The organism is Paenibacillus sp. JT31N11 (assembly GCF_056269285.1).
Genome location: NZ_JBWDNQ010000013.1, coordinates 128,650 through 153,560, shown reverse-complemented (window position 1 = coordinate 153,560; position 24,911 = coordinate 128,650). Strand labels below are relative to the sequence as shown.

Genomic DNA, 24,911 nt, shown 5'->3' with positions numbered 1-24,911 from the left:
TGATTTCATGGATAAGTGGGCCACGGCTGCGGTGACGGCTACCAAGAAGCCCGGGCCACAGATGAAACAGCTGGGAAAAAGGGTATGGGCATACCGTGCATTTTATCTGATGCTGCTGCCCGGAATTCTGTATTACATTTTGTTCCGTTACCTGCCGATGTACGGAGTTATTATTGCCTTCAAGGATTACAGCATCCTGGACGGCATGCTTCACAGCAAATGGGCGGATCCCTGGTACAAATATTTTGAGCAGTTTTTTCATTCGCCTTATTTCTCGCAGCTGCTCGTCAATACGTTTCTCATCAGCTTCTACAAGCTGATATTCGGCATTGTGCCGCCGATCCTGATGGCGCTGCTGCTGAATGAATGCCGGCATAAGTGGTTCAAGTCGATCGTGCAGACACTGACGTATATGCCGCATTTTCTCTCATGGGTCATTATTTACGGGATTCTGCTGGCCCTGCTGTCGCAAAGCTCAGGCCTGTTCAACCGCTGGCTGGAGGATCTGGGCTTCAGCTCCATCCCGTTTCTTACCTCGCCTGATCATTTTCGGGCAATCCTGGTAGGCTCGGAAATCTGGAAGGACCTCGGATGGGGGGCGATCATCTATCTGGCCGCAATGACGGGAATTGATCCGACGCTGTATGAGGCGGCAAGGGTGGACGGGTCAGGCAGATTCCGGATGATCTGGCATATTACACTGCCGGGTATCCGCAATGTCATTGTGCTGTTGTTTATTTTGAAGCTGGGCCAGATCATGGATGCGGGCTTTGATCAGATCTATATTTTATACAATATCCAGGTGTATGCGGTCGCGGATATTCTTGATACCTGGGTGTTCCGGACGGGTCTGCAGCAGCTGAACTTCAGTCTCGGAGCCGCGGTAGGACTATTCAAATCGTTGATCGGCCTCGTGCTTGTGCTCGGCTCCAATCAGCTGGCCAAGAAATGGGGTGAGGGCATATGGTAAAAAGCCTGGAGGACCGCATCGTTAACGTCATCGTCTATGTGTTTCTCGGAATTGCCGCGCTTGCGGCCATTCTTCCGCTCATGTACGTCGTAACCGTATCCATCACGCCGATCTCGGAAGTGCTGAAGAACGGCGGCTTCATTCTTATCCCCAAGCGCATTACGTTCTCGGCGTACGGCCAGCTGTTTACCCAGACCGGCATTCCGAGGGCGCTTGCGGTGACGGCATTCATTACAATCGTCGGGACCTTGGTCAACCTGATTCTGACAGCCTTGATGGCCTATCCGCTCAGCCGCAAGCTGATGCCGGGGCGAAGCCTGTTCCTGATGCTGATCCTGTTCACCATGCTGTTCAGCGGAGGACTGATCCCGACTTATCTCGTGGTGAAATCGCTGGGGCTGCTGGATTCCGTATGGTCGATGATTCTTCCGAACGCGGTATGGAGTTTCAATGTGCTGATCATGAAAAGCTTCTACGAAGGCATGCCTGAGGAGCTGTTCGAATCAGCGCGGATTGACGGCGCGAAGGAGTTGCGGATTCTGCTGCAGATCGTCATCCCGCTGTCCGTTCCTTCCATGCTGACCATCGGCCTGTTTTATATGGTTGGGCACTGGAATGAATTTTTTCAAGCGATTATGTATGTGACGGACCGCACGCTGTTCCCGCTGCAGGTCATCATTCGTGAAATTCTGATGATGACGCAGCAGCCTCTGGAAAATGTCGATAATGTCCTGCCGACCGAGACCATGCAGATGGCCTCCGTTATTACAGCGAGTTTGCCTATTATTATCGTTTATCCATTCATCCAGAAGCATTTCACCAAAGGCATGCTGCTCGGCTCCGTGAAGGGCTAAATCACCGATGCCGGTTATGAAGATGAAAAATACGAGAGGGGTTGGCTCACATGATGAAAAGAAGCAGGATTCTCGGCCTGGTTATGGCAGCCGTACTGTCGGGTACGCTGCTCGCCGGCTGCGGAAGCAAGGATGAAACGACGACAGCGGGAGGTCAGCCAAATGCTGCAGCGCCTGCTGCGGAAGCTCCCGGCAAAGCGGTGAAGATTGATATTATCGAGCCGGGGAACGGCCTGCCTTCGCCGGATCAGGATATCATCAAGCAGGAGCTGGACAGCAAGCTTGGAACGGACCTGAATCTGACGGTCTATGCGTCTGGAGATGATTACAAGAATCAGCTGAATGTCCGTATGGCGTCGGCGAATTTTCCCGATCTGTTCACAGTCGACCGCTTGCAGCTGAAGCAGTTCTCCGAACAGGGGCTGCTGCTGGATCTGTCGGATTATCTCGACAAGCTGAAGCCGACGATTGATTTCATCGGCGAGGACAGCTTGAAGAAAGGCATGTTCAATGACCGCGTCTATGCGATTGCCAAATCGCCGCAAATTCCTTACAACACCTATTGGGTAAGGAAGGACTGGCTGGATAAGCTGGGTCTGCAGCCGCCCAAAACGCTGGATGATCTGTATACTGTCGCGAAGGCTTTCACGGATCAGGACCCCGACGGCAATGGCAAGAAGGACACATTCGGCATGACCGGAGCCAAATTAGGCAGTTTCAGTTCTGTCTTCGGTGCCTATGGCATCGGCTTCGATGGCGGCCCCACCATGTATATCCGCGACAATAAGCTCGTGAATTCGCTCCATGATCCCGGCATGAAGGATGCATTGACCTTTATCAGGAAGCTTGTCGACGCAGGAGCGGTCGATCCGGAGCTGATGGCCAATTCCGGGCTGCAGCATCAGGAGAAGGCGATCAAGGGCCAGGCCGGCATCATCTATATCGACTGGCCGAATATGACGAAGGACCAGTTCACCGAACAGATCAAGGCGGTGAATCCGGATGCCGAGTGGATTCAGATCGAGGCGCCGGAAGGCCCCGGGGGCAAATTCGCCAGCGCATGGGATGTGGGGATGACACCGGCGCTGTATGCGATTCCAAAGGCGCTGGAGAAAAATCCAGAGAAGCTGGACAAAGTGATCGAGCTGCTCAATTATGTGTCCACTGACGGCTCCAATCTGGTTCAATACGGCGTGGAAGGCAAGCATTACAATATCGAGGGCGATACCGTCGTTCCTACGGAGCTGCTGGGCAAGGAAGGCGCCTATTTCTGGCTCTATCAATTTACGGGACGACCGGAGAAGGACTATCTGTCGGTGAAGTTCGCGCCGCAAAAGGCATTCGTCGATTTTGCCGCCAATCAGCCGCATATTGAAACCTATGGCGGATTTATCGATTTCCCGGATAATTATAACGCCGCCGACGCAACGCGCTATATCGAGGAAGAGATGACCAAGTTTGTTTATGGCAAACGGCCGATTGAGGAATACGATGCTTTTCTGAATACCTTGGATACGTCCATGAATTACAAGATGTATATCGATTCGGCACAGGAACAGCTGGCGAAGCTTGGATTTCTGAAATAAAAGAAGCTGTGGGGATGCCGGCTATTTCAGTAGCCGGCAAGATGTACACCGGATGATGTGCAAGTGAAGACGTATTTTGGATTATTAAAGTGTGGAGGATCTGACAATGAGTATTCATCAGCTCAATATTGAGGAATTGGCCAGACAGTTTCACGAGGAAGGTTATCTGCTGCTCAAAGGGGTGCTGCCTGCGGATAAGGTGGCGAGGCTGAATCAGGCGGTTGACGGGATTCTGGCAGAAGAACCGGAGTCGCTGTCCTATAATATTTACAACAGTGTGGAGCGCCATGAGGAGATTGCTTCGCTGATTGATGAACCCGCCGTGCTGCCGCTTATCGTCCGGCTGCTCCGCCACAATATCCAGCTGCATATCTCGCATCTGACCGTGCGCAAGCCGAATCCGGACGACATCAAGACCAGCACGAGCAGCTTTATCAACTGGCATCAGGACGGGCCGCATCCTCAGTTTCCCGAGATCAACGGCCTTGCGGCGACCTACTATATCAAAACCTGCTACATGCTGAGCGACATGTCAGAGCCCAACCGCGGTAACACCAAGATCATTCCCCGTTCCCATAATGTCGTCTACCGTCCGGATACGCAAAATGTGCGGGAGGAGCTGCCGGATGAGATGCAGGTATGCGGAGAGCCCGGCGACGTATTTATTTTTCCGCAAAATCTCTGGCATGCCGGGGCGCCCAACCAATCGTCATTCACAAGGCGGCAGCTGTTTCTTGGCTACAGCCCCATCTGGATGAGGCCTATTGACTACAAAACCGCATCGGAACGGCTGCTGAAGGACGCGAGTCCCATCCGCAGGCAGCTGCTGGGCGAGCTCAGCGACAATCCTTTCAAATACTATGTTCCGGACGATACAATGGTCCCGTTGAAGCAGCTGGCATTTGGCGGTGATGTGGAAAACAATGTGTATAAGCCGAAATAGGCAGTATCGGCGGTCTACGGGCTTCTGCCCACAATGCTGAGGGGAATTGACGTTATTCCATCGAACAGAGATTGCAAGGAACACGCTCTTCTTCATTGAAGGGCGTGTTTCTTTCGTTCCTTGAGATGGCCTCCCGCCGTTTATGTTTGGCTGTAAGCGTATTTTTCTGATAGGATTAAAGAGGAGAATAATAGCAATGGAAAGAAGGGATGATTCCATGAATTATGTAAAGCTTGGCAAAACAGGTCTTGATGTCTCCCGTATATGTCTTGGCTGTATGAGCTATGGCGTTCCGGATCGTGGTCCGCATCCATGGTCGCTGAATGAGGAGGACAGCCGTCCTTTCATCAAGAAGGCGCTTGAGCTAGGCATCAACTTTTTTGATACGGCTAATGTATACTCCGATGGCACCAGCGAGGAAATTGTCGGACGGGCGCTCCGCGATTATGCCAATCGCGATGAGATTGTCATTGCTACCAAGGTTCACGGCCGTATGCATCCCGGTGCTAACGGTGCGGGATTGTCGCGCAAAGCGATCTTCACCGAGATCGACAACAGCTTGAAGCGGCTCGGAACAGACTATGTTGATCTGTACCAGATTCACCGCTGGGATGCCAATACCCCCATTGAAGAGACGATGGAGGCGCTGCATGATGTCGTGAAATCCGGCAAAGCCCGCTATATCGGCGCTTCTTCCATGTATGCGTGGCAGTTTCAGAAATCGCTGTTTGTTTCCGAGCGTAACGGCTGGACACGCTTTGTCAGCATGCAGAACTACCTGAACCTTCTGTACCGGGAGGAAGAGCGTGAGATGCTGCCATTGTGCGAGGCGGAAGGGATCGGCGTTATTCCATGGAGTCCGCTTGCACGGGGACGCCTGACGCGCGATTGGAATGAAACGAGCGAACGTTCGCAGACCGACGAATTCGGCAAAAAGCTCTTCTCCGAAACAGCCGACGCCGACCGCAAGGTCGCTCAGCGTGTTGCAGAGTTAGCCGAGAAACGTGGAGTCCCCCGGGCACAGGTAGCGCTTGCCTGGGTACTGCAAAAGTCGCCTGTTACAGCTCCGATCGTTGGCGCTACCAAATCCCATCATTTGGATGATGCGGTTGCCGCCTTGTCCCTGCAGCTGACTGCCGAAGAAGTTTCGAGTCTGGAAGAGCCGTATTTGCCGCATCCGGTATTGGGCGGCTTGAACTGAGGCCTTCCTGATTTTCTGACAGTTCCTGTCGCATATGCTTCATATCCAAATTGATTATAATTAAGCATTCCGGCAAGAGCAGCCATTACTTCTGAGCCTGAAACAAACCGCCCGGCTACCATTAGCCGGGCGGTTTGTTTCAACCTTATAGAATGGTTGAGTTTGTTTACAAATTATATATGCGGGTGCTTGGCTCTGTCCGCAAAGGACTGCACTCTGTGCATGAGTTTTTCGCGGGCCTCTTTGTTTCTCATTAAATAAACGATTCCTAGTCCGGCTGCAGTCATGAGTACTTTTTTCATGATCTATCCCTCCTCGCGAGAAAATGTCTTCATGAAATTATACCCCGATTGGGCCGATTGTACGCATGAGCGGAATTGACGAAAGATGGCATACCTTGATGTCTTTCCCGAACAGGACCGGTTTCACAAGCTGCTGCTTTTCTAAAACTGAAAGGGGATCCACTATGCCTTATACGCATTATGGCGAAATCGGCGATGTTTGGAAGCATCTGCCCTTATGCTTTTTTCTGAAAGAAGAGCGCCCGAATCGTTACGTTGAATCCAATTCCGCATTTCCGAAGTATCTTCTGGACCGGACAGTCCGGAGAGAATATGGCATCTTTCATCTGCTTCATGAGCTTGAGCGGAACGACTATCCGTTTATCGGTCAATCCCCTTATATTGAGCTTGTGAATCTTATGCAGGGAGCCCAAAGCGGTATTTCCGCTTATCTGGGCTCACCAGGCCTTGCCATGGAGCTGCTGAAGGACAGAGGCAGGTATTTGTTTTGCGATATCGAGGAGGAGCCTTTGACCGATATCAGAAAATATGCGGATGAGCAAAATTTGCACAGCCATGTTCAGACTCTATCGGGCGATTCCATTGATCTTCTCTGGTCTGAGGTGGAACAGATGGGACATGAAACATTTCTCCACATCGACCCTTACCGGATTCTTGAAGAAAATGACAACGGGAGGTGTTATGCCGATTTGTTCATGAAAGCCGCAGGGCGCGGCATCAGAACGATGCTGTGGTACGGTTATGAAACATTGGAGCAGCAGAAGGAGCTGCATAACCGGCTTCAAGCCTTGTTAAAGGATGTGGATGCTAATTTATCCGGTATTGACTTCTATATTGGAAGTATAGGCAGCACCTCCACAGAGGTTAATCCCGGAGTGCCAGGCTGCGGTATTCTGGTTGCCAATTTATCTGCTGCTTCCCTTCAGCAGTTCGACCGGTATGCCGATGAGCTGGAGCGGGTTTACCGGAATGCAAGCTTCATGAACAAGCCTGAAAAACTGATCAAGCTGAAGGTCTCATTATGACCAAATTATGCGGAACCAGGATGCGGCTGCATATCATACCTTGATTCTGAAGGAGAAATTGTGAAAGGCGAGGTGCGGCAGCAAATGAGGATTATTGTTGTTTCGGACACTCATATGCCAAGGATGAACAAGAAGCTGCCTGCGCGCCTGGTGCGTGAGCTTCATACTGCGGACCATATTTTGCATGCAGGAGACTGGACGCAGATGTCCGTGTATGAGGAACTGGCGGGCTATGCGCCTACCGACGGGGTGGCGGGCAATAATGACGGTCCGGAGATTATCGCAAGGTTTGGTCTGATCAAGCTGCTGACCATGGAAGGGTGCCGCATCGGCATCGTTCACGGGCATGGAGCAGGCAAACGAATCGAGACGGAGGCATGCGCGCTCGGAAGCTTCCAGAACGAGGCTCCGGACGTGCTCATATACGGACATTCCCATATCCCCGTATTGAAACGGAATAAAGAGGTGCTGATTATGAATCCGGGATCGCCAACGGACAAGAGAAGACAGTCCTTGTATTCCTTCGGTGTGCTGGAGCTGAATAATGGGGCGGTGAAAGCCAAACATATCTTTTTTGACAAGAAATCGTAGCCGTATTCTCGCATTCCTATGATATAATAATGACATGATTATTCACTCATTTCGCCGAACGGAGCATAAGCATTGAAAAAGTTCAAAAAATTTTATATCGAGATTACGAGCGTTTGCAATCTGTCTTGCACCTTCTGTCCCCCGACAAAGCGGCAGGCGAATTTCATTAAGATAGATGCCTTTACGAAAATTCTCGATGAGATCAAGCCCCATACGGAGCATATTTATTTTCACGTCAAAGGGGAGCCGATGCTCCATCCCAAGCTGGATCAACTGCTGGATCTCAGCCATGAGCGGGGCTTTAAGGTGAATTTGACCTCCAACGGCACTCTTCTTCATAAAGCAGGTCCCAAGATTATGGGAAAGCCGGCGCTCAGGCAAATCAACTTCTCCCTGCACAGCTTTGACGGCCATGAAGGTTCAACCGATAAGCAAGGTTACATCAAGAGTGTGCTGGCTTTTGCCAAGGAAGCGGTAGCGGCCTCGAACATTCTGATTTCATTCCGGCTATGGAATCTGACGCAGGATAATGCCACCAATCTGGAGCGCAACCGCAATCGGGAAATTCTGGAGATCATCGAACAGGAATTCCGGCTTGATTATAAGATTGAGGATAAATTTGTCCGCGGCAGCGGAATCAAAATAGCGGACCGGATCTACCTGAATCAGGAGCATGAATTCGTATGGCCTGATTACAAGGAGCAGGAGGACGAAGGCCAGGGCTTCTGCCACGGACTGCGCAATCAGGCCGGGATACTGGTCGACGGAACCGTCATACCCTGCTGTCTTGATGGCGAAGGCGCAATCAATCTGGGAAACATCAACCGCACTTCTTTCTCCGAGATTATCGAGGGCGAGCGGGCCAATAAGCTGTACGACGGCTTCTCGCGAAGAGAAGTTGTCGAGGAATTATGCAGGAAATGCGATTATCGCAAGCGGTTCAGCATGTAAAAGCAAGGAAAAGACGAAAATTTGCGCAATCTGCGGGAGCGGCGGCGGCTTGGAGCCCGAACCAATGAAAAATTTGTCAGCAAAGTGCCGCGGAAACGCGGCCCTTTTCAATTTACCATAATATAATATTCCATCAGAATGACTTTGAAGAACTTCAGCCGGGCAATCGTAAAAAAATGAAGGAATGAATTAAGGGCTGTCCGTCCCATACTAACAGCAGGAGGCCGCGGCATGTATGGCCCAGCCGGAAGCGAACAGGCGGTGAGGAAAATGATGATGTTGGATGAAGCTCCAAAATGGCATATTTATTTGGTTGCGGGGGTTGCATCGACACCGACTATTTTTGATGATTGCAAACGGGAGCTGAAGCACCGTTTCCACGAAGCAGGGCGGGATCCGGTGATCCGCGAGCTGCTGCCTTATGGCGATCATACGCAGAGCATGGTTCGCCAAATTATTCAGGTTGGCGTGGACTTGACGCGTTTTTGGATTACGCATCGTCCTGGAGGCAGGGCGGTGGCGTCGCAGGTCCGTGAACTCTCGGCAGGTCATCCTGTGCTGTTTATCGGCCACAGCGGGGGAGGCGTCGCAGCTTATCGGGCTGCCCTGCTGTTAAACAGAGAGGGAATCCTTCCGGATTGCCGGATCATTCAGGTTGGCTCGCCCAAGACGCCGATCCGGAGGGATTTGCGTGAAAAGGTAAGCTATTTTCAGGCGGTCGATGAGGACGGAATATTGAAGGATCCCATCACCAGATTGGGGAGCTGGGGCGGCTGGAGCCGGAATAAACTCGGCGTGCCGTTTTGGAACAGGCTCAAGCATGCACCTGGCCACTTGGGGACGATTACGGTACTCGGCGGACATCCGCATTATTTCCGCAGCAAGGAGCCGTATCTGCATCCGCAAAGAGGCTCCAACCTGTCCTTGACGCTTGACCGTATCTGGGAAAGGGTCGCGATGGAAGCCGTTGAACTGAACACGTAAAACAACCGCGCCATCCCGACTGGCGCGTGGCCTGCATGATTACATGCTCAAATAACCGATAAAAGTGCCGCCTGCCGCACCTGCGGCGGCAACGATCCATGGGGGCAGCTTCCAGAAAGACAGCATAATAAATAATACCGCGGCCAGGACAAAATCGACGGGCGTCAAAATGGCAGTGGTCCACAACGGATCATAAAGCGCGGCAAGGAGAAGACCTACAACAGCCGCGTTGACGCCGGTTAACGCACCTTGAACGGCCGGTTTTTGGCGGAGTATGCTCCAATAAGGCAGCGCTCCGACAATAAGCAAATAAGCGGGCAGGAAGATGGCAACGGTTGCTATGACAGCTCCGGATATGCCTTTGGCCATAGCCCCTAAATATCCGGCAAAGGTGAACAGCGGACCGGGAACCGCCTGGGCTGCGCCGTAACCTGCCATGAAGCTTTCCCTGCTGACCCAGCCCGCCGGCACCACTTCCTTCTCCAGCAGCGGGAGTACGACGTGGCCCCCGCCGAATACAAGAGCTCCTGCCCGGTAAAAGCTGTCAAACAGCGGCAGCATGCCATTGATTCCAAGCTGGCGCAGGAAGGGAAGCGCAACCAGAAGAACGGGGAATAACAGCAAACACAGGTTGCCGATGCCGCGGCTTACCGGTACAGCCATCGGGGGAATAGCCGGAACATTGCTATTACGGTACATCACAACGCCGAGCAAGCCAGCGGCAATGATAACTGCCACCTGGCTGAATGCCGTCTGCCACAGCAATGTGACTGCCGCTGCGGCGATCGCCAGGGTAATGCGGTTGCGATCGGGCGCAAGCTTCTGACCCATGCCGAAGATGGCCTGGGCCACAACGGCGACAGCGACGATTTCCAGCCCGTGCAGCCACCCGGCGCCGCTGATATCCATGCCTTTCAGCAGAAAAGCGAACAGCACAAGGGCAATAACAGAGGGCAGTGTAAAACCGATCCAGGATACGATTCCCCCGATCAGTCCTCCCCGGATGATCCCGATTCCCATTCCTACCTGACTGCTTGCCGGTCCGGGAAGGAATTGGCACAAAGCCACCAAATCCCCGTAACTGCGTTCGTCCATCCATTTACGCCTGCGTACGTATTCTTCATGAAAATAGCCAAGATGGGCGACAGGTCCCCCGAAGGAAGTCAGGCCAAGTCTGGTGGAAACCTGCAATAATTCAATAAGCACCTTTATTTTGCTCTTATTCGGGGAATTCGCTTCAACCGTTGCCATATGTATGTTTCTTCCTCCTCCTGTTTTCCTAACAAGTATACAACCCAATTGTAATGATGGTTTAAAATCACGGAAAAATTTCAGCAGATCTGAACAGGACAACTGCCGCGAGTGAAACCAGAAGCGAAAAAAACGAATGGAACGGAATGATTAAAGGCGCCTGCCAAGGCGTCTTTTTGTTCATTCATCATCAGTTATTAAAAGACAATTTAAAGATTTGTCTTAAATGAGGGGGCTTCATTATAATAAGCCTAACAACCATTGGAGAGGAGCTTTCAAACCCATGAGAACCGTAGTTGAATTGGAATCCAGACTGGCTGAGCCATCCGAAAGCCTTGTGCGCGACCTGGCATCGGTTGACGGGGACATTATAATTCTGGGTGCAGGCGGCAAGATGGGACCCAGCCTTGCAAGACTGGCAATGAATGCAATCCGGGATGGAGGACTCGCGAAGCGGGTAATCGGCGTTTCCCGTTTCTCTGACGAGGCAGCAAGAGCCGAGCTGGAAGAAGCGGGAGTAGAGACAATCGCTTGCGATTTGCTCCAGGATGGCGAGCTTGGCAAGCTCCCGGATGCGGCGAATATCATCTACATGGCCGGCAATAAATTCGGCACAAAAGGCAGAGAATATTTCACATGGGCGATGAATGCCTATTTGCCGGGCAGAGTGGCGGACAAATATAAAGAATCCCGTATCGTCGTGTTTTCTTCCGGGAATGTGTATCCATTCTCTCCTGCCGGGAACGGCGGCGTCAATGAGTCCGTTCCGCCGGGACCGATTGGAGAATATGCGCAATCTTGTCTTGGCAGGGAGCGCGTATTCGAATACTTCTCTCAATTGAACGGCACTCCGATGCTTATCTATCGGCTGAACTATGCGATTGATATGCGTTATGGCGTTCTGCTTGAGCTGGCTAAGTCTATTCAAGCGGGAAAACCGATCGACCTCACGATGGGCTATGCCAATGTCATCTGGCAGGGAGATGCAAACGCGATGGCTCTGCGCTCCCTGACCAAATGCTCAAATCCTCCTTCGATTCTGAATATTACCGGTCCGGAGACCATGTCCATCCGCTGGGCGGCACAAGAGCTTGCAGGCCGTCTCGGCAGCGAGGCTGTGTTTGCCGGCGTCGAGGCGGATACCGCTCTTCTCAGCAATGCGTCCAGGTCCCATCAGTATTTTGGATATCCGCGGGTATCCCTGCTGCAGCTGATCGATTGGACGGCTGAATGGATTCAGGCCGGCGGGCAGACCTGGAACAAGCCGACTCACTTTCAGGAAAGAAGGGGAGACTTCTAATGACAGGTCCAGGGAGAGCACTGACTCCGGAGCTGCTTAAGGCGGTTCATGAGGGGATGGTTATACCGGCGCATCCACTCGCATTGGACGAGAACCGGAAGCTTGACGAGCGGCGGCAGCGGGCACTGACCCGGTATTATATGGCGTCGGGATCCGGCGGCATTGCCGTGGGGGTTCACTCGACGCAGTTCGAGATCCGCGACAAGGCGTTTAATCTGTATGAGCCGGTCCTGAGGCTGGCGGCTGAGGAGGTTGATCGGGCCGGAATCAGCCGGCCCTTCATCAAGATAGCCGGCTTATGCGGACCGGCCGGGCAGGCGCTGGAAGAAGCGGAAACCGCATTGAAGCATGGCTACGATGCGGGTCTTCTCAGCATGGGCGGACTTGACGGCTGGAGCGAGCAGGAGATTCTGACGCGGACCCGACAAGTGGCGGAGGTCATCCCGGTCATCGGCTTCTACTTGCAGCCGTCTGTGGGCGGCAAGGTGTTCAGCTTCGGCTTCTGGCGCGAATTTGCCGAGATTCCGAATGTCATTGCCATCAAGATGGCTCCCTTCAACCGTTATCAGACCATTGATGTCGTCAGGGCGGTCTGCTATTCGAGCCGCCGGGATGATATCGCCCTGTATACGGGGAATGATGACAATATCATAAATGATCTGCTCACCCGCTATCAGTTCATGGTGGACGGGAAGCCGGTGGAGAAGCAGATTGTCGGCGGGCTGCTGGGCCATTGGTCGGTCTGGACGCGGGAAGCGGTGAAGCTGCTGGAGGAAATCAAAAAGATGCGCAGGCTGCCGGAAATTCCCCGGGAATGGCTGACACGGAATGTTCAGGTGACGGATTCCAATGCGGCATTCTTTGATTCCGCCCACCAATTTGCCGGGTGCATTCCGGGCATTCATGAGGTGCTGCGCAGACAGGGACTGCTTCAGGGCACTTGGTGTCTCAATCCTTATGAGGTTCTCTCTCCGGGACAAGCGGAAGAAATCGACCGGATCTATCAGGACTATCCGCATTTAAATGATGATGAATTTGTCAAAGAAAACCTGGGCAGCTGGCTTTCCCAAGCGTAGCAATGCTCATTGATTAGTGGAAATGAGGGATAGGGATGCGCTTCAAGGATGTTTTCAGCATCATCGGGCCTGGAATGATCGGACCATCGAGCTCTCATACAGCGGGTGCCGCACGGCTTGGACGCGCAGCCCGCCGGTTGTTCGGGGCGATGCCCGTGCATGCCGAAATTGTCCTGTACGGTTCATTTGCCGAGACCTATCGAGGTCACGGGACGGATCTTGCCATAGTCGGCGGACTGCTCGATTTCAATACGGATGATTCGCGGATCCGCCATTCTCTGGAGCTGGCGGAGTCGGCAGGCATGCAGGTTGTATTCCGCATAGGCACACAGCAGGCCGAGCATCCGAACACGGCCCTTATTATTCTCAGAGACGAACAGCACGAGGACCGGTTGACCGGCACTTCGATCGGAGGCGGAAATATCGAGATCATCGCCGTAAATGGCTTTGATGTCCGATTTTCCGCCCATTACCCGACATTATTGATCTTCCACGATGATTATCCCGGCATGCTGGCAGATATCACAACCATCATGAAAGCAAGGCAATTGAATATCGGCAATATGGATCTGGACCGAAAAAGCAGAAGCGGAGATGCATTGACGGTCATCGAAACGGATGAACCGGTTCTCCCGCAAGTGGCGGGACAAATTCTTGAGCTGACCCATGTTCACCGGGTCAGCCTGGTGGATCTGGCGCAAGGAAAGGAGGCAGCTCTGTGAATTTTGCATCCTTGCAGCAGCTGCAGGAGCGCTGTGAAGCCGGCGGCCTTACAATGGGACGCTTGATGCTGCAGCAGCAGGCGCTGGAGACGGACAAGAATGAAGATGCTGTCTTCAGTCAGATGATTGCCTATTACAAAATTATGAAAGAAGCCGTCCACAAAGGTCTGACAGCCGACACGCTTTCCCGCAGCGGTCTGACGGGCGGTGACGCCAAACGTCTTCATGATTACGCAGGGAACGGGGAACCCTCGCTGGGCGGCAATGCTGCCGCAGCGATGACGTATGCGCTCGCCGTATCGGAAGTGAACGCTTCTATGGGGCGCATCGTCGCGACGCCGACAGCAGGCTCATGCGGGATCATTCCCGGCGTTTTCGTTCAATCCCAGGAACGTTTCGGGTGGGATGACAGCCTGCTTGTAGAAGGATTATTCGCCGCCGGAGCGATAGGCTATGTGATTGCGAACAATTCCTTTATCTCGGGCGCGGAAGGCGGCTGCCAGGCGGAGATTGGCTCCGCCATCGGCATGGCGGCCGGCGCGCTCACCGAGATGAGGGGAGGAACGCCCGCTCAAGCCGTCCATGCCGTCGGTCTTGCGCTGAAGAACTCGCTTGGCCTGATCTGCGACCCGGTGGGGGGACTGGTAGAGATTCCCTGCATTGTGCGCAACGGATTTGGAGCGGTCACCGCTCTTGCGGCGGCTGATATGGCACTGGCCGGCGTGCGCAGTGTCATTCCTTCGGATGAGGTGATTGATGTGATGCGCGAGGTGGGAACGGCAATGCCGGTGAAGCATAGGGAGACGGCCAAGGGCGGTCTTGCGCAGACTCCGACGGGGAAACGGATCATGAAGGAATTGTATGGCCGGGAATAAGTCCGGCGCAGATACAGTCGTGGAATCTTTCTTCTGGGGAAAGGGAGGCGGGAGCAGCAAATGTTAAAAGCAGCGATTATCGGAGCCGGGGGGATATCCGGCGACCATCTGAAGGCGATTTCGCAAATGGATGAGCTTGAGGCCGTCGCCATCGCGGATATCCGTGAAACGAGTGCGGCGCAGGCTGCCGGCGATTATCATATCCGCGCGTATATGGATTACAATGAGATGCTCAGAGAGGAACAGCCGGATGTAGCAGTTATAACGCTGCCGCATTATTTGCATAAGGAAGCGGCTGTCGCCTGTGCGGAGCAGGGCTGCCATATCATGCTGGAGAAGCCGATGGGGCTTGATGTTGAAGAATGCGATCAAATGATAGAGTCGGCAAGGCTGCATGGGGTCAAGCTGATGGTAGGCCATACCCAGCATTATTTTGCCGAGAACATCAAGGCCAAAGAGATTATTGCAAGCGGCGGGATTGGCGAGCTTGTCATGATTAATGATACGCGTCACGTCAATTATTATTTGCCCAATCGTCCCGACTGGTTCTTCGACCGCTCCAAGTCCGGCGGCGGGATATTCATGAATCTGGGCTCCCACTCGGTAGACAAGATCCAATGGCTGACGGACAGCTGTTTCACACAGGTGAACGCAGCTCTCAGTTTTCATGGTACCAAAGGGGATATCGAGGGAAGCGGGGCGGCTTTTCTCCGTACCGCAAGCGGCATTCCTTGCACGATCAGCCAAAGCGGCTACGGCGGAGTGAACCGTAACGAGACGGAAATCATCGGCACTCGCGGCATGATCAAGCTGGCAACGGGAGTCGGTCTATGGATCAGCGAGGGAGGGAAATACCGCCCCGTTGAAGCCCCTCAGACTGTATCCCCGTTTGTCCTTCAGTACCGCGAGCTGCTGGAAAGCATTCAACACGATATAGAGCCTGCATGTTCGGGGGAGTATGCGCGCAGCGTAATCAAGATCGTTCAGGCCTTATATGAATCGGACCGGGCGGCTGAAGAAATTCATCCGGATAAATAGTAGACTGCTATCAAAAAACAGCCACCTGGCAGTTAATTGCTGCTGAATGGCTGTTTGTTGAATCATTAAACCTTTATCTCAAGTCTCGATTCGTGCACCGGTACTGCACAATGGCTGATCAGCCTGCTTTATCCCGGCGGCTGATCAATACCGTCAAGCTCACCAAAGTAACGAATATCGTGGCGCCCATATCCGATAAAATAGCGATCCAAAGCGTCAGCCAGCCGGGGATCGTCAGCAGCAAAGCAATCAGCTTCAGTCCGAGAGCAACGGCAATATTAAAACGGATGACCGCATTGACCCGCTTGGCGATTCCGATGGCTTCCGGCAGCTTGCCCAGATGATCCTGCATAAGCACGATATCCGCCGTTTCGATGGCGCTGTCGGTTCCCTTGCCCATGGCGATGCCAAGCTGGGCGGAAGCGAGAGCGGGCGCATCGTTGATGCCGTCGCCGATCATCGCGACGCGGCCGCGGGCTGCCAGATCCTTGACAATCCTGACCTTATCCTCTGGCAGCAGACCGCTGAAGCAGGAGGTGACGCCGACCATGTCCGCGACCTTCTCGGCCGTTTTTTGATGATCGCCTGTGAGCATGACGGTTTGGCGAATCCCGGCGCGGTGCAGCTTGCGGATGACGGCCGCGCTTTCTTCCCTGATCTCGTCTGCAATGCCGAACATGCCGAGCACCCGGTCCTTATCCGCAGCCAGCACAAGAGTCAGGCCCTGCTCCTTGAGGCTGATAATTTGCCCATGAATGTCATCGGGAAGGCTGATATGGCCGATGCTCTGCTCGTTGCCCAGCCAATAGGTCTCGCCCCGGATCTCGGCTACGATGCCGCTTCCCGGGACGGTCCTGATTTCATCGGCTTCCGGCAGCTCGATGTTTCTTTGTGCAATGTCCTTCATAATGGCCTTGGCAAGCGGATGGGAGGAGGACTTCTCGATGGATCCTGCCACTTGGTAGAAGCGGGCTTCATCATACACGACCGCTTTCTCTACATGCGGCTCCCCTTTGGTTAAGGTTCCGGTCTTATCGAAGGCAAGCGTATCGATGCGGCCCAGCTGTTCCAGGAAGACGCCGCCTTTAATGAGTATGCCGTTGCGCGCATTCCCTGTGATCCCCGATACGATAGCAATAGGCGAAGATAAAATGAGTGCGCAGGGGCATCCCACAATAAGCACGGCTAACCCCTGATACAGCCATTTGATCCAATCCCCTCCGTGGATCAAGGGAGGAACGATCATAACCAGCACAGCCGCAGCCATGATGGCGGGCGTATAATATTTGGCGAATTTATTGATAAAGAGCTCTGTAGGCGTTTTGGTTTCCTGGGCTTCCTCCACCAGATGCAAAATCGTGGCAAGCGACGAGTCCTCATAAGCTTTGTCAATCCGGACCCGCAGCACTCCCTCATTATTAATGCTTCCGGCAAATACCGGCTCGCCGGAGAATTTCTCTACAGGCAGCGATTCACCGGTAATTGCCGCTTCATTGACGGAGCTTTTGCCGTCCACGACTTTGCCGTCCGAAGGGATTTTTCCACCTGGCTTAACAATAACGATATCGTTAACGGCGAGAGAGGCAATCGGAACGATTTTCTCAACGCCATCCTCGAGTCTCACAGCTTCCTTGGGAGCGACCTTGAGAAGGGAGGCCATGGAACGCCGCGCTTTCTCCATGCCGAGGCCTTCAAGAATTTCATTGAGGCCAAACAGAATGGCGACAAGCGTTGCCTCTTTCCATTCTCCGATTGCGATGGCGCCAATGAGCGCAATGGTCATCAGCGTGTCGATCGTAAACCGCAGGGACCATAAATGGCGAAGTCCGCGAAGAAAGGTCGAGTACCCGCTCAGGACGGTAGCAAGCAGATACAAGCTGACCGGAACGGCTTCATGAGCGGAACTGCCGATGATGATTGCTGCGGCAAACAGGACAGCGGACAGGATAAGCAGCCTGATAGGACCTAACAAGCCATGCCCATGACTGTGTGAGTGGCTGTGGGAATGCCCGTCGCCATGCTCATGCCGGTGATCGTGTTCGCCATGGCTGTGCGCATGATCCTCATGCCCGTGATGACTCTCCTGCCCGCGTTCAATATAGGCGTGATCGGCTTTCAGAATGCCCTCCACTGCAGCGAAGGATATGCGCGGATCGAGCTTCAGTTTACCTGTATTGTAATGAAGCTCGGCCGTTTCACCATATTCAAGACGTTTGAGCTGATTCTCGATTGCGAGCGCACAGTTGCCGCAGGAAAGACCTTTCACGCGATATTCCTTCATGGAGGATTCCCTCTTTCATACATATATGAATACATGTTCATATGATACTCTGGATGCGGTTTCCTGTCAAACCCATTTCCATGAATATTATGCCTATTTTTTTGAATGATAACGTAAAATACCGAGAACGCCGTCAAGAGGACAATGCGGCTATTTCTTCTTATTTATTCAATGGAGCCATCTCCGGTTCATACAAGCTAAAGATATAGTTGGACACCCATTCTTCCCCAAAGGAAACCCGGATGCTATAATAAGGAACAAATCTAAAAGTGGTTGGTGAATAACGTGGCGGAGAAATTGATTCAGGATGCCTGTGACGAAGCATGCAGCGGAACGGCAGCGGATATAAGCTCCGTTAAAGCGAAGCTGGTCGACGATTCGGATGCATCGGAAATTGCGGATTTGTTCAAGACGCTGGGAGATCCGACCCGTGTCAAAATGATTCATGCCTTGTCCCAGAGTGAGCTGTGCGTTCACGACCTGACGCAGGTGCTGGACATGGGACAATCGGCCGTGTCGCATCAGCTGCGGTTCCTGAGGAATAATCGGATCGTGAAGCGCCGCAAGGTCGGCAAGACTGTTTTCTATTCCCTTGATGACAGTCATGTAGAGCAAATTTTCGTGCAGACGCTAGAGCATTTGAAGCATCATTAAATAGTTGAAAAAAAGCATCGCCCTGACAGCAGGCGATGCTTTTTCTTGCTTTTCACCGATATTCTCATTATTGGTACGCTAAGGCAGAACAAAGTGAAGAAACTGATGGTCCCCTAAACTAATTTGATATATTTAATTTGCATTATAATCTTGGGATTTGATATAATCAATGGTGAATATGAATTTAGGAACGGACTGGAAGTGAGTGCTATGCAAGGCGAGAATAAGCCGTTGTACATGGTTATTATGGAGGGGCTTAAGGAGAAAATCAAATCGGGGGAATATGCGCCTGACCAGCAGCTACCGACGGAAGTGGAGCTGGCGGAGCAGTCAGGCGTCAGCCGTATTACATCCAAGCGCGCATTGATCGAGCTGGAGCGCGAAGGGCTCATATACCGCATCAGGGGAAGCGGAAGCTATGTCAAGAAACAAGAGGGATTCACACCACCCGACCAGGGGCCTGTTCATTCGAACCGGATTATTTCCATGATATTGCCATATATGGCGACAAGCGAGCTTGATACGATAAAAGGGGCTTCGGATTATCTGGATGCCAAGGGCTATTACTTAAGCATTCATGACAGCAACTGGAGCAAGGACAAGGAGAAGGAGCTGCTGCTGAGAGTGCCGAAGAATGGCCCGAGCGGCATTATTTTGTATCCCATCAGCACGATCAGCAACGTTGACCTGATCCATGCGATTCACTGGAACGACTATCCGATCGTGACCATTGACCAATATTTTGAGAGTCTGCCGATCACAAGCGTCGTCTCGGATAATTTTGAGGGCGGCTATATGACGGCGAAGAGGCTCATTGAGCTGGGTCATGAGCGGATTGCCTTTGTATCCAGCATCAGCATTGAATTCCGCAGCTCTGTCAGGGACCGCTATCAAGGGTACTGCAAGGCGCTCAAGGATCATAAAATAACAATCGATCCGGAGATTGTGGTGACGGATTTTTACCGGGACGTAACCGCCGCGAACAGCAAAACGTTCTATAAAGAAATGATGGCGAAGCTGCTTCAGTCCGGCGTGACGGCTGTTCAGACCGAGCATGACCATCTGGCTGTGGATCTTCTCAAAAATGTGCTGGAGATGGGCGTCCAGGTTCCTGAGCAGCTGTCTATTGTAGGCTTCGATGACCATTTGATTGCCCAGCATGTTGAAGTGCCGTTAACGACAATTGCCCAGAATTATAATGAAATTGGCCGCAAGGCGGCGGAATTGATCGTCCAGCTGATCGAACGGACAGATACCGGGCATCACAGCGTCAAAGTGCCTGTCCGCTGGGTGGAAAGGGACTCAAGCGGCCGCCCTTCCGATATTTTGACCGTGCAGGGCCAGTCTTGAAAATGGGTGGAAGCTGAAGTTTTATAGGTGCGAAAGTAAGAAACCGCCGACCGCGATGGTCGGCGGTTTTTTCATTGAGTATAACAAAATAGATAAAATATAAAATAAAGTATATTCTATATTTACAAAAAATAAATACCCGATTATAATAACTTCTGTAAGCGATGATTAGAGTATATCTAATTACATAAGTCAGTTTCTACGAGGGTCTTATCGCTTATGCTCATTATGTTTTTGGCTTGTAAGCGCATTCTACTTTTCATCCGGGTGTGACAAGGAGGGAGAAGCTTAAGTTTCCATGCTTTCGGGTTCGTCTGCTCATGCTTAAGGTTTTTAAAATTTAGATCCTAAACGGATGATGGGGGATTTTAAATGAAAAAGTTCAATTGGCTCTCTTCGCTGCTCATCGTATTGATCGTTATGGTTACGGCAGCAGGCTGTTCCAGTAATAATGCAGGCAACGGCGGCAATACGGGCGCGCAGGAACCGGCGGCAGCGAATAACGCGGCTCCGGCCAATGAAGCGGCAGCGCCTGAGGAAGCAGCGGCTCCCGAGGAACCGGCAGCGCCGGCGGAAAAGACCTTTGATCTTCAGGGGGCTCCCGTGAAAATCGGCGTTTGGTATGACGATGCCGATCCGCGGACGATCGCGGAGAAAGGCCCTGCGGAAGAAGCGCAGATCAAATTGATCGAAGCGGCCGAGAAAAAATATAACACAAAAATCGAATTCGTTAAATTCGCCGACTATGGCAAGTATGTGGAAAACTTCACTACGACTTCGCTTTCCGGAACGCCTTTCGCGGATATCGTCCTGCTTGAGTTGTTCTGGGCGTTCCCGCAGCTGGTCAACAAGGAATTTATCCAGCCCGTAGACGAGTATCTGGATCTGAGCGATGCCAAATACATCAGCTGGATGAAAAACGGCGGCAGCTACAAGGGCAAGCAGTACGGAATGACGGATTCCGCTCCTTCTCCTTACGGCATGTACTATAACAAAACGCTGGTGCAGAAGCTGGGTCTGGAAGATCCGTACGAGCTGCAGCAAAAAGGGGAATGGACGTGGGATAAATTCCGCGAATTCGCCAAATCGGGAACCAAGGATACCAATGGCGACGGTAAAACGGATGTATTCGGCCTTGCCGGCGCATACGGCAAAACCAAAGCTTTGGCCGAGCAGCTGGTGTACACGAACAAAGGCGCCCTGGATAAAGACGCAGCCGGCGAAATCAAGTTCTCCATGAACAGCGAGAATACGATACAGGCGCTGCAGTTCGTCTCCGATCTCTACAACACGGATAAGTCGATTATGCAGCCTGTTCCAGAAGACGCCAGCAAGGAATTTATCGCAGGCAAAGGCCTCATATATGCAGGATTCAGCTGGGAGCTTGGGACGCTGCTGGACAGCATGAAGGACCAGGAGATCGGTTATGTGTTCTTCCCGAAAGGCCCGAAAGCCGATAAATACGTTTCGTACACGCCTTTTGGCAACATGTTTATGATATCGAAGTATTCGAAGAATGCGGAAGCTGCCGCCAGGATCATGGATGAGATCAGCCTTCATGACGAGGGCCGACAATTGGCTAAGCAGTCATGGGAGTCCTCCTATCCGAGCAAAGAGTCGCTCGATACGCGCACTCAGATGGCCGACAGCATTGAGTATATCTCTTACTACGGCGTGCCGGACGGCGAGAAGCTCTTCGAAGGCGTTGTAACGGATATCACGACAGGCAAAGTATCGCCGGCAACCGCGGTGGATAAAGTGAAACCGCAGTTCGAGGCCAATATCAACAAGCTGCTGCAGGACAGCAAATAAAGCATAGCTCTTGAGGTGAGCCCCTGATCCAAAGTTTGCTGTCAAAACGGGAGCTTGCGGATTAGGGGTACTGCTCAAGAGGAGGGGGAAACCAAGTGCGGCGACCAATCGTGAAAGTGACTGCTTTACTGCTGCTTCTGTCCGTGGCTGTATATGCCTCCTTCTCCATGCGGGGCGGGGCATCCCGCGAAACGGAGACAGCGGCTGCCGCGGCAGCGGCCGATCTGGACCTGACAGCCTTGACCGGTTCGTTCAAAAAAGGCGGATATGACGAGTATCTGTCCAAACAAAGCAGCACAGGCGCATCCGCTGAGGAAGTTGTCATTGAAGGCGAGAATTACAGCGAGATGAAAGGGATGGACGCTGCCGTACTTGAGAATTACGAGGGCAGGCAGGGCAAAGCTGTAAAAACCGGAGATGCGGGTACGATCTCCTGGGCATTCGAGGTCAGTCAGGACGGCCTTTATAACGTAAAGATGAATATGTATACGGAACCTGGCAAGGAATCCGACATTGAACGGGAACTGCGGATTGACGGGAACCTTCCTTTTAACGAAGCGAGAAGCATAACGTTCAACCGGATATGGACCAATGAGCAGCAATCCTTCGAACGTGACGGCCGCGGGAATGATCTTGCTCCCAATCAAGTGGAGATGCCGATGTGGCAGGATACCGTAATCAAAGATGGTACCGGCTTTAACGAGGAGCCATTTTTATTTTATTTCTCCAAAGGCAAGCATACCCTGTCGTTGACCTCCGTGAAGGAACCGCTCGTCATCGATCAGCTGAAGCTGTCCAAACCGCAAACAACGCCTTCCTATCAGGAAGTGGCGAGCAGGTATAAAGCAGAAGGCTATGGACCGGCCAAGGCAGTGTCCATCAAGCTGCAGGCCGAACAGGCCTTGTACAAATCAACGCCGAATCTCCTTCCTTACAATGACCGGTCCAGTCCCGCTCTGGAGCCTTTCCATGTCTCCAAGCTGCGCAATAACGCGATGGGCGGCTGGGCCTGGAGACTGCCGGGACAATGGATCGAATGGGAAATCGATGTGCCGGAGGATGCGCTGTATCAGATTGCGCTCAAAAACAGGCAAAATACGCTGCGGGGAATGTCTGCGCTGCGCACCCTATATATCGACGGTGAGCTGCCTTTTGAAGAGCTGCGCTATATCGCCTTTCCGTACAGCCCGTCCTGGCAGATGAAGGTGATCGGCTCCGGCAAGGAGGAGCCGTATCTATTCCATCTGACCAAAGGCAAGCACCGGATCCGCATGGAGGTCACTCTGGGCGAGCTGGCGCCGATTCTGCGGTCGGTGGAGTCCAGCATTCTTGAGCTGAACGCCATGTACCGCCAAATTATCAGCTATACCGGTACCGTTCCGGATACATACCGCGACTATAATCTGGAGCAGAGAATTCCGGCGATGGCGGAAGTGTTCCGCAAGCAGAGCGCGCAGCTTGCGGCCATTGCCAAACGGATGGAAGGGTCGTCGGGAGAAGGCAATGAGCGTACAGCCATTATTAATACGATAGCCTATCAATTGGAGGATATGGCCGGCAATCCTGAATCGGTTCCTTCGCGGATCGATGCCTTCAAGACCAATGTCGGCGCGCTGGGCTCGTGGATGCTCACCGTTAACGAACAGCCGCTGTCTCTGGATTATTTGATGGTCAGCACGGCGGGTGCAGAGCTTCCCGATCCCGATGCCGGCGCGTGGACGAAGCTGACGTCAGGAACGAAGGCGTTTCTGGCTTCTTTTTATGAGAACTATGATGACTTCTCAGGCGAGGACCAGGGCGGTGAAAGCGTATCGGTCTGGGTCACCTCGGCGCGCGACCAGGCGCAGGTTATTAAACGTCTGGTGGATGACGATTTCACCGCCAATACCGGCATTCATGTGAATCTGAAGCTGGTAAGCGCCGACGTCCTGCTTCCATCGACGGTTGCGGGCAAGGGGCCGGATATCGCTCTGCAGGTTGGCAATGATTTGCCGGTGAACTATGCCAGCCGCAGCGCGCTTGAGGATTTGTCCGGCTTCTCCGATTTTGAGCAGGTGCGGGAGCAGTTTGACGAAAGCGCCATGGTACCGTACGAGTACAACGGAAGCTATTACGCCCTGCCGGAGCAGCAGACCTTCCCGATGCTGTTCTACAGAACGGATATTCTGGAAAATGAGCTGCATCTTGCGGTGCCGCAGACCTGGGAGGATGTGTACAGCATGCTGCCGACGCTGCAGAAGCATAATCTGCAGTTCGGTCTCCCGCAGAAGCCGCTCGATTCACTGGGGAATGATCTGGTCACAACCAACATCATCACACTGCCGCCTAACCCGGCCATGGCGATGTTCCTGTTCCAGCATGGGGGAGAGTTCTACAAGGATGGCGGGATGGCGAGCGGCCTGGATTCGGAAACGGCCATCCAGCAGTTCAAGCAGTGGACGGACTTCTATGTGAATTATAAAATTCCGATTGCCGCGGATTTCGCAAACCGGTTCCGGACAGGCGAAATGCCGATCGGCATCGTCGATTACACGATGTATAACAAGCTGAGCGTATTTGCGCCGGAGATCAAGGGTCTGTGGTCCTTTGCCCCTGTGCCGGGAACCGCTGCCGGAGATGGCACGATTCACCGCGAGGTGGGCAGCGGCGGATCGTCAGCGGTCATGTTCAAGGGTACCAAGAACAAGGAAGCGGCCTGGGCGTTCATGAAATGGTGGACGGGCACAGACACGCAAGTTGCCTTCGGACGCCAGATGGAAATCCGCATGGGCGCGGCGGCCAGATATCCGACAGCCAATATGGAGGCGCTTGGCAGGCTGCCGTGGCCAACCAGGGATTTTCAGAAGCTGAAGGAACAAATGCAATGGGTGCAGGGGATTCCTGAAGTGCCCGGCGGCTATTTGACCGGTCGCAATATCGACAATGCGTTCCGCAGAGTGGTTGTTCAAGGGGACGATCCGCGCGAGACGATGGAAAACTATGTGCGCACGATGAACGACGAGATCACCCTGAAGCGCAAAGAATTCAATCTTCCCTATGAGGAGTAGTTCATAAAAAACGCGCGGATGCCGAGCTTTCTGAACGAACTATTGAGAAATGAGGGACTCGAAATGAAACCGCAGGCGGCAGAACGCTCCCTCATGGG

The 24,911-nt window shown here is 52.8% G+C and carries 21 protein-coding genes; 18 read left to right on the top strand and 3 right to left on the bottom strand.

Annotated features, from left to right (window positions below; translation table 11 throughout):
- Nucleotides 1-61: 61 nt before the first annotated feature.
- The 5 genes from AC0YNV_RS31375 to AC0YNV_RS31355 all read left to right on the top strand — a co-directional run bounded on the left by AC0YNV_RS31375 (nucleotide 62) and on the right by AC0YNV_RS31355 (nucleotide 5,554).
- On the top strand, nucleotides 62-970 hold the full coding sequence (locus AC0YNV_RS31375) for an ABC transporter permease (RefSeq protein WP_379113359.1): 909 nt from the start codon (nucleotides 62-64) through the stop codon (nucleotides 968-970).
- Nucleotides 964-1,824 carry a carbohydrate ABC transporter permease gene (locus AC0YNV_RS31370; RefSeq protein ID WP_475771523.1) on the top strand — a complete coding sequence of 287 codons (861 nt, stop codon included), beginning with the start codon at nucleotides 964-966 and terminating at the stop codon, nucleotides 1,822-1,824. The genes AC0YNV_RS31375 and AC0YNV_RS31370 overlap by 7 nt, the downstream gene beginning before the upstream one ends.
- Before the next feature lie 50 nt (nucleotides 1,825-1,874).
- Nucleotides 1,875-3,410 (top strand): extracellular solute-binding protein, encoded by a 1,536-nt coding sequence (locus AC0YNV_RS31365; protein WP_475771522.1) that lies wholly within the window; start codon nucleotides 1,875-1,877, stop codon nucleotides 3,408-3,410.
- A gap of 106 nt (nucleotides 3,411-3,516) precedes the next feature.
- The gene (locus AC0YNV_RS31360) at nucleotides 3,517-4,353 is read left to right on the top strand and encodes a phytanoyl-CoA dioxygenase family protein (RefSeq protein ID WP_475771521.1); all 837 of its coding nucleotides are present in this window, start codon (nucleotides 3,517-3,519) and stop codon (nucleotides 4,351-4,353) included.
- Nucleotides 4,354-4,570: 217 nt separating this feature from the next.
- On the top strand, nucleotides 4,571-5,554 hold the full coding sequence (locus AC0YNV_RS31355; RefSeq protein WP_475771588.1) for an aldo/keto reductase: 984 nt from the start codon (nucleotides 4,571-4,573) through the stop codon (nucleotides 5,552-5,554).
- A 173-nt stretch (nucleotides 5,555-5,727) separates the two neighbouring features.
- Here AC0YNV_RS31355 and AC0YNV_RS31350 read toward each other — a convergent pair whose 3' ends face one another.
- A complete protein-coding gene (locus tag AC0YNV_RS31350) occupies nucleotides 5,728-5,856 on the bottom strand; it encodes a hypothetical protein (protein WP_379113321.1) in 129 nt (42 codons plus the stop codon).
- A 164-nt stretch (nucleotides 5,857-6,020) separates the two neighbouring features.
- On the opposite strand from AC0YNV_RS31350, the gene AC0YNV_RS31345 reads away from it, so the two are divergent.
- The 4 genes from AC0YNV_RS31345 to AC0YNV_RS31330 all read left to right on the top strand — a co-directional run bounded on the left by AC0YNV_RS31345 (nucleotide 6,021) and on the right by AC0YNV_RS31330 (nucleotide 9,407).
- A complete protein-coding gene (locus tag AC0YNV_RS31345) occupies nucleotides 6,021-6,881 on the top strand; it encodes a hypothetical protein (protein WP_475771520.1) in 861 nt (286 codons plus the stop codon).
- 84 nt (nucleotides 6,882-6,965) lie between these two features.
- Complete coding sequence (locus AC0YNV_RS31340) at nucleotides 6,966-7,472, top strand: metallophosphoesterase family protein (RefSeq protein ID WP_475771519.1); 507 nt, start codon at nucleotides 6,966-6,968, stop codon at nucleotides 7,470-7,472.
- Nucleotides 7,473-7,544: 72 nt separating this feature from the next.
- A complete protein-coding gene (locus AC0YNV_RS31335) occupies nucleotides 7,545-8,423 on the top strand; it encodes a radical SAM/SPASM domain-containing protein (protein ID WP_475771518.1) in 879 nt (292 codons plus the stop codon).
- A gap of 231 nt (nucleotides 8,424-8,654) precedes the next feature.
- A complete protein-coding gene (locus tag AC0YNV_RS31330; protein ID WP_475771517.1) occupies nucleotides 8,655-9,407 on the top strand; it encodes a hypothetical protein in 753 nt (250 codons plus the stop codon).
- A 39-nt stretch (nucleotides 9,408-9,446) separates the two neighbouring features.
- Here the strand turns inward: AC0YNV_RS31330 and chrA are convergent, their stop codons facing one another.
- On the bottom strand, nucleotides 9,447-10,658 hold the full coding sequence (gene chrA, locus AC0YNV_RS31325) for a chromate efflux transporter (RefSeq protein WP_475771516.1): 1,212 nt from the start codon (nucleotides 10,656-10,658) through the stop codon (nucleotides 9,447-9,449).
- A gap of 283 nt (nucleotides 10,659-10,941) precedes the next feature.
- Between chrA and AC0YNV_RS31320 the strand changes: the two genes are divergently transcribed.
- The 5 genes from AC0YNV_RS31320 to AC0YNV_RS31300 are packed head-to-tail and all read left to right on the top strand — an operon-like array spanning nucleotide 10,942 to nucleotide 15,669.
- Nucleotides 10,942-11,958 carry an NAD-dependent epimerase/dehydratase family protein gene (locus AC0YNV_RS31320; protein ID WP_475771515.1) on the top strand — a complete coding sequence of 339 codons (1,017 nt, stop codon included), beginning with the start codon at nucleotides 10,942-10,944 and terminating at the stop codon, nucleotides 11,956-11,958.
- On the top strand, nucleotides 11,958-13,034 hold the full coding sequence (locus AC0YNV_RS31315) for a dihydrodipicolinate synthase family protein (RefSeq protein ID WP_475771514.1): 1,077 nt from the start codon (nucleotides 11,958-11,960) through the stop codon (nucleotides 13,032-13,034). Before AC0YNV_RS31320 ends, AC0YNV_RS31315 begins: the two co-directional genes overlap by 1 nt.
- Before the next feature lie 35 nt (nucleotides 13,035-13,069).
- The gene (gene sdaAB, locus AC0YNV_RS31310) at nucleotides 13,070-13,756 is read left to right on the top strand and encodes an L-serine ammonia-lyase, iron-sulfur-dependent subunit beta (RefSeq protein ID WP_475771513.1); all 687 of its coding nucleotides are present in this window, start codon (nucleotides 13,070-13,072) and stop codon (nucleotides 13,754-13,756) included.
- Complete coding sequence (gene sdaAA / locus AC0YNV_RS31305; protein ID WP_475771512.1) at nucleotides 13,753-14,631, top strand: L-serine ammonia-lyase, iron-sulfur-dependent, subunit alpha; 879 nt, start codon at nucleotides 13,753-13,755, stop codon at nucleotides 14,629-14,631. The genes sdaAB and sdaAA overlap by 4 nt, the downstream gene beginning before the upstream one ends.
- Before the next feature lie 60 nt (nucleotides 14,632-14,691).
- A complete protein-coding gene (locus tag AC0YNV_RS31300) occupies nucleotides 14,692-15,669 on the top strand; it encodes a Gfo/Idh/MocA family protein (RefSeq protein ID WP_475771511.1) in 978 nt (325 codons plus the stop codon).
- 118 nt (nucleotides 15,670-15,787) lie between these two features.
- Here AC0YNV_RS31300 and AC0YNV_RS31295 read toward each other — a convergent pair whose 3' ends face one another.
- Nucleotides 15,788-17,950 carry a heavy metal translocating P-type ATPase gene (locus AC0YNV_RS31295; protein ID WP_475771510.1) on the bottom strand — a complete coding sequence of 721 codons (2,163 nt, stop codon included), beginning with the start codon at nucleotides 17,948-17,950 and terminating at the stop codon, nucleotides 15,788-15,790.
- 276 nt (nucleotides 17,951-18,226) lie between these two features.
- Here AC0YNV_RS31295 and AC0YNV_RS31290 point away from each other — a divergent pair, with 276 nt between their 5' ends.
- The 4 genes from AC0YNV_RS31290 to AC0YNV_RS31275 all read left to right on the top strand — a co-directional run bounded on the left by AC0YNV_RS31290 (nucleotide 18,227) and on the right by AC0YNV_RS31275 (nucleotide 24,813).
- Complete coding sequence (locus AC0YNV_RS31290) at nucleotides 18,227-18,604, top strand: ArsR/SmtB family transcription factor (RefSeq protein WP_475771587.1); 378 nt, start codon at nucleotides 18,227-18,229, stop codon at nucleotides 18,602-18,604.
- 210 nt (nucleotides 18,605-18,814) lie between these two features.
- On the top strand, nucleotides 18,815-19,954 hold the full coding sequence (locus AC0YNV_RS31285) for a GntR family transcriptional regulator (protein WP_475771586.1): 1,140 nt from the start codon (nucleotides 18,815-18,817) through the stop codon (nucleotides 19,952-19,954).
- 372 nt (nucleotides 19,955-20,326) lie between these two features.
- On the top strand, nucleotides 20,327-21,766 hold the full coding sequence (locus AC0YNV_RS31280; protein ID WP_475771509.1) for an ABC transporter substrate-binding protein: 1,440 nt from the start codon (nucleotides 20,327-20,329) through the stop codon (nucleotides 21,764-21,766).
- Between the two features lie 95 nt (nucleotides 21,767-21,861).
- The gene (locus tag AC0YNV_RS31275) at nucleotides 21,862-24,813 is read left to right on the top strand and encodes an extracellular solute-binding protein (RefSeq protein ID WP_475771508.1); all 2,952 of its coding nucleotides are present in this window, start codon (nucleotides 21,862-21,864) and stop codon (nucleotides 24,811-24,813) included.
- Nucleotides 24,814-24,911: the final 98 nt, after the last annotated feature.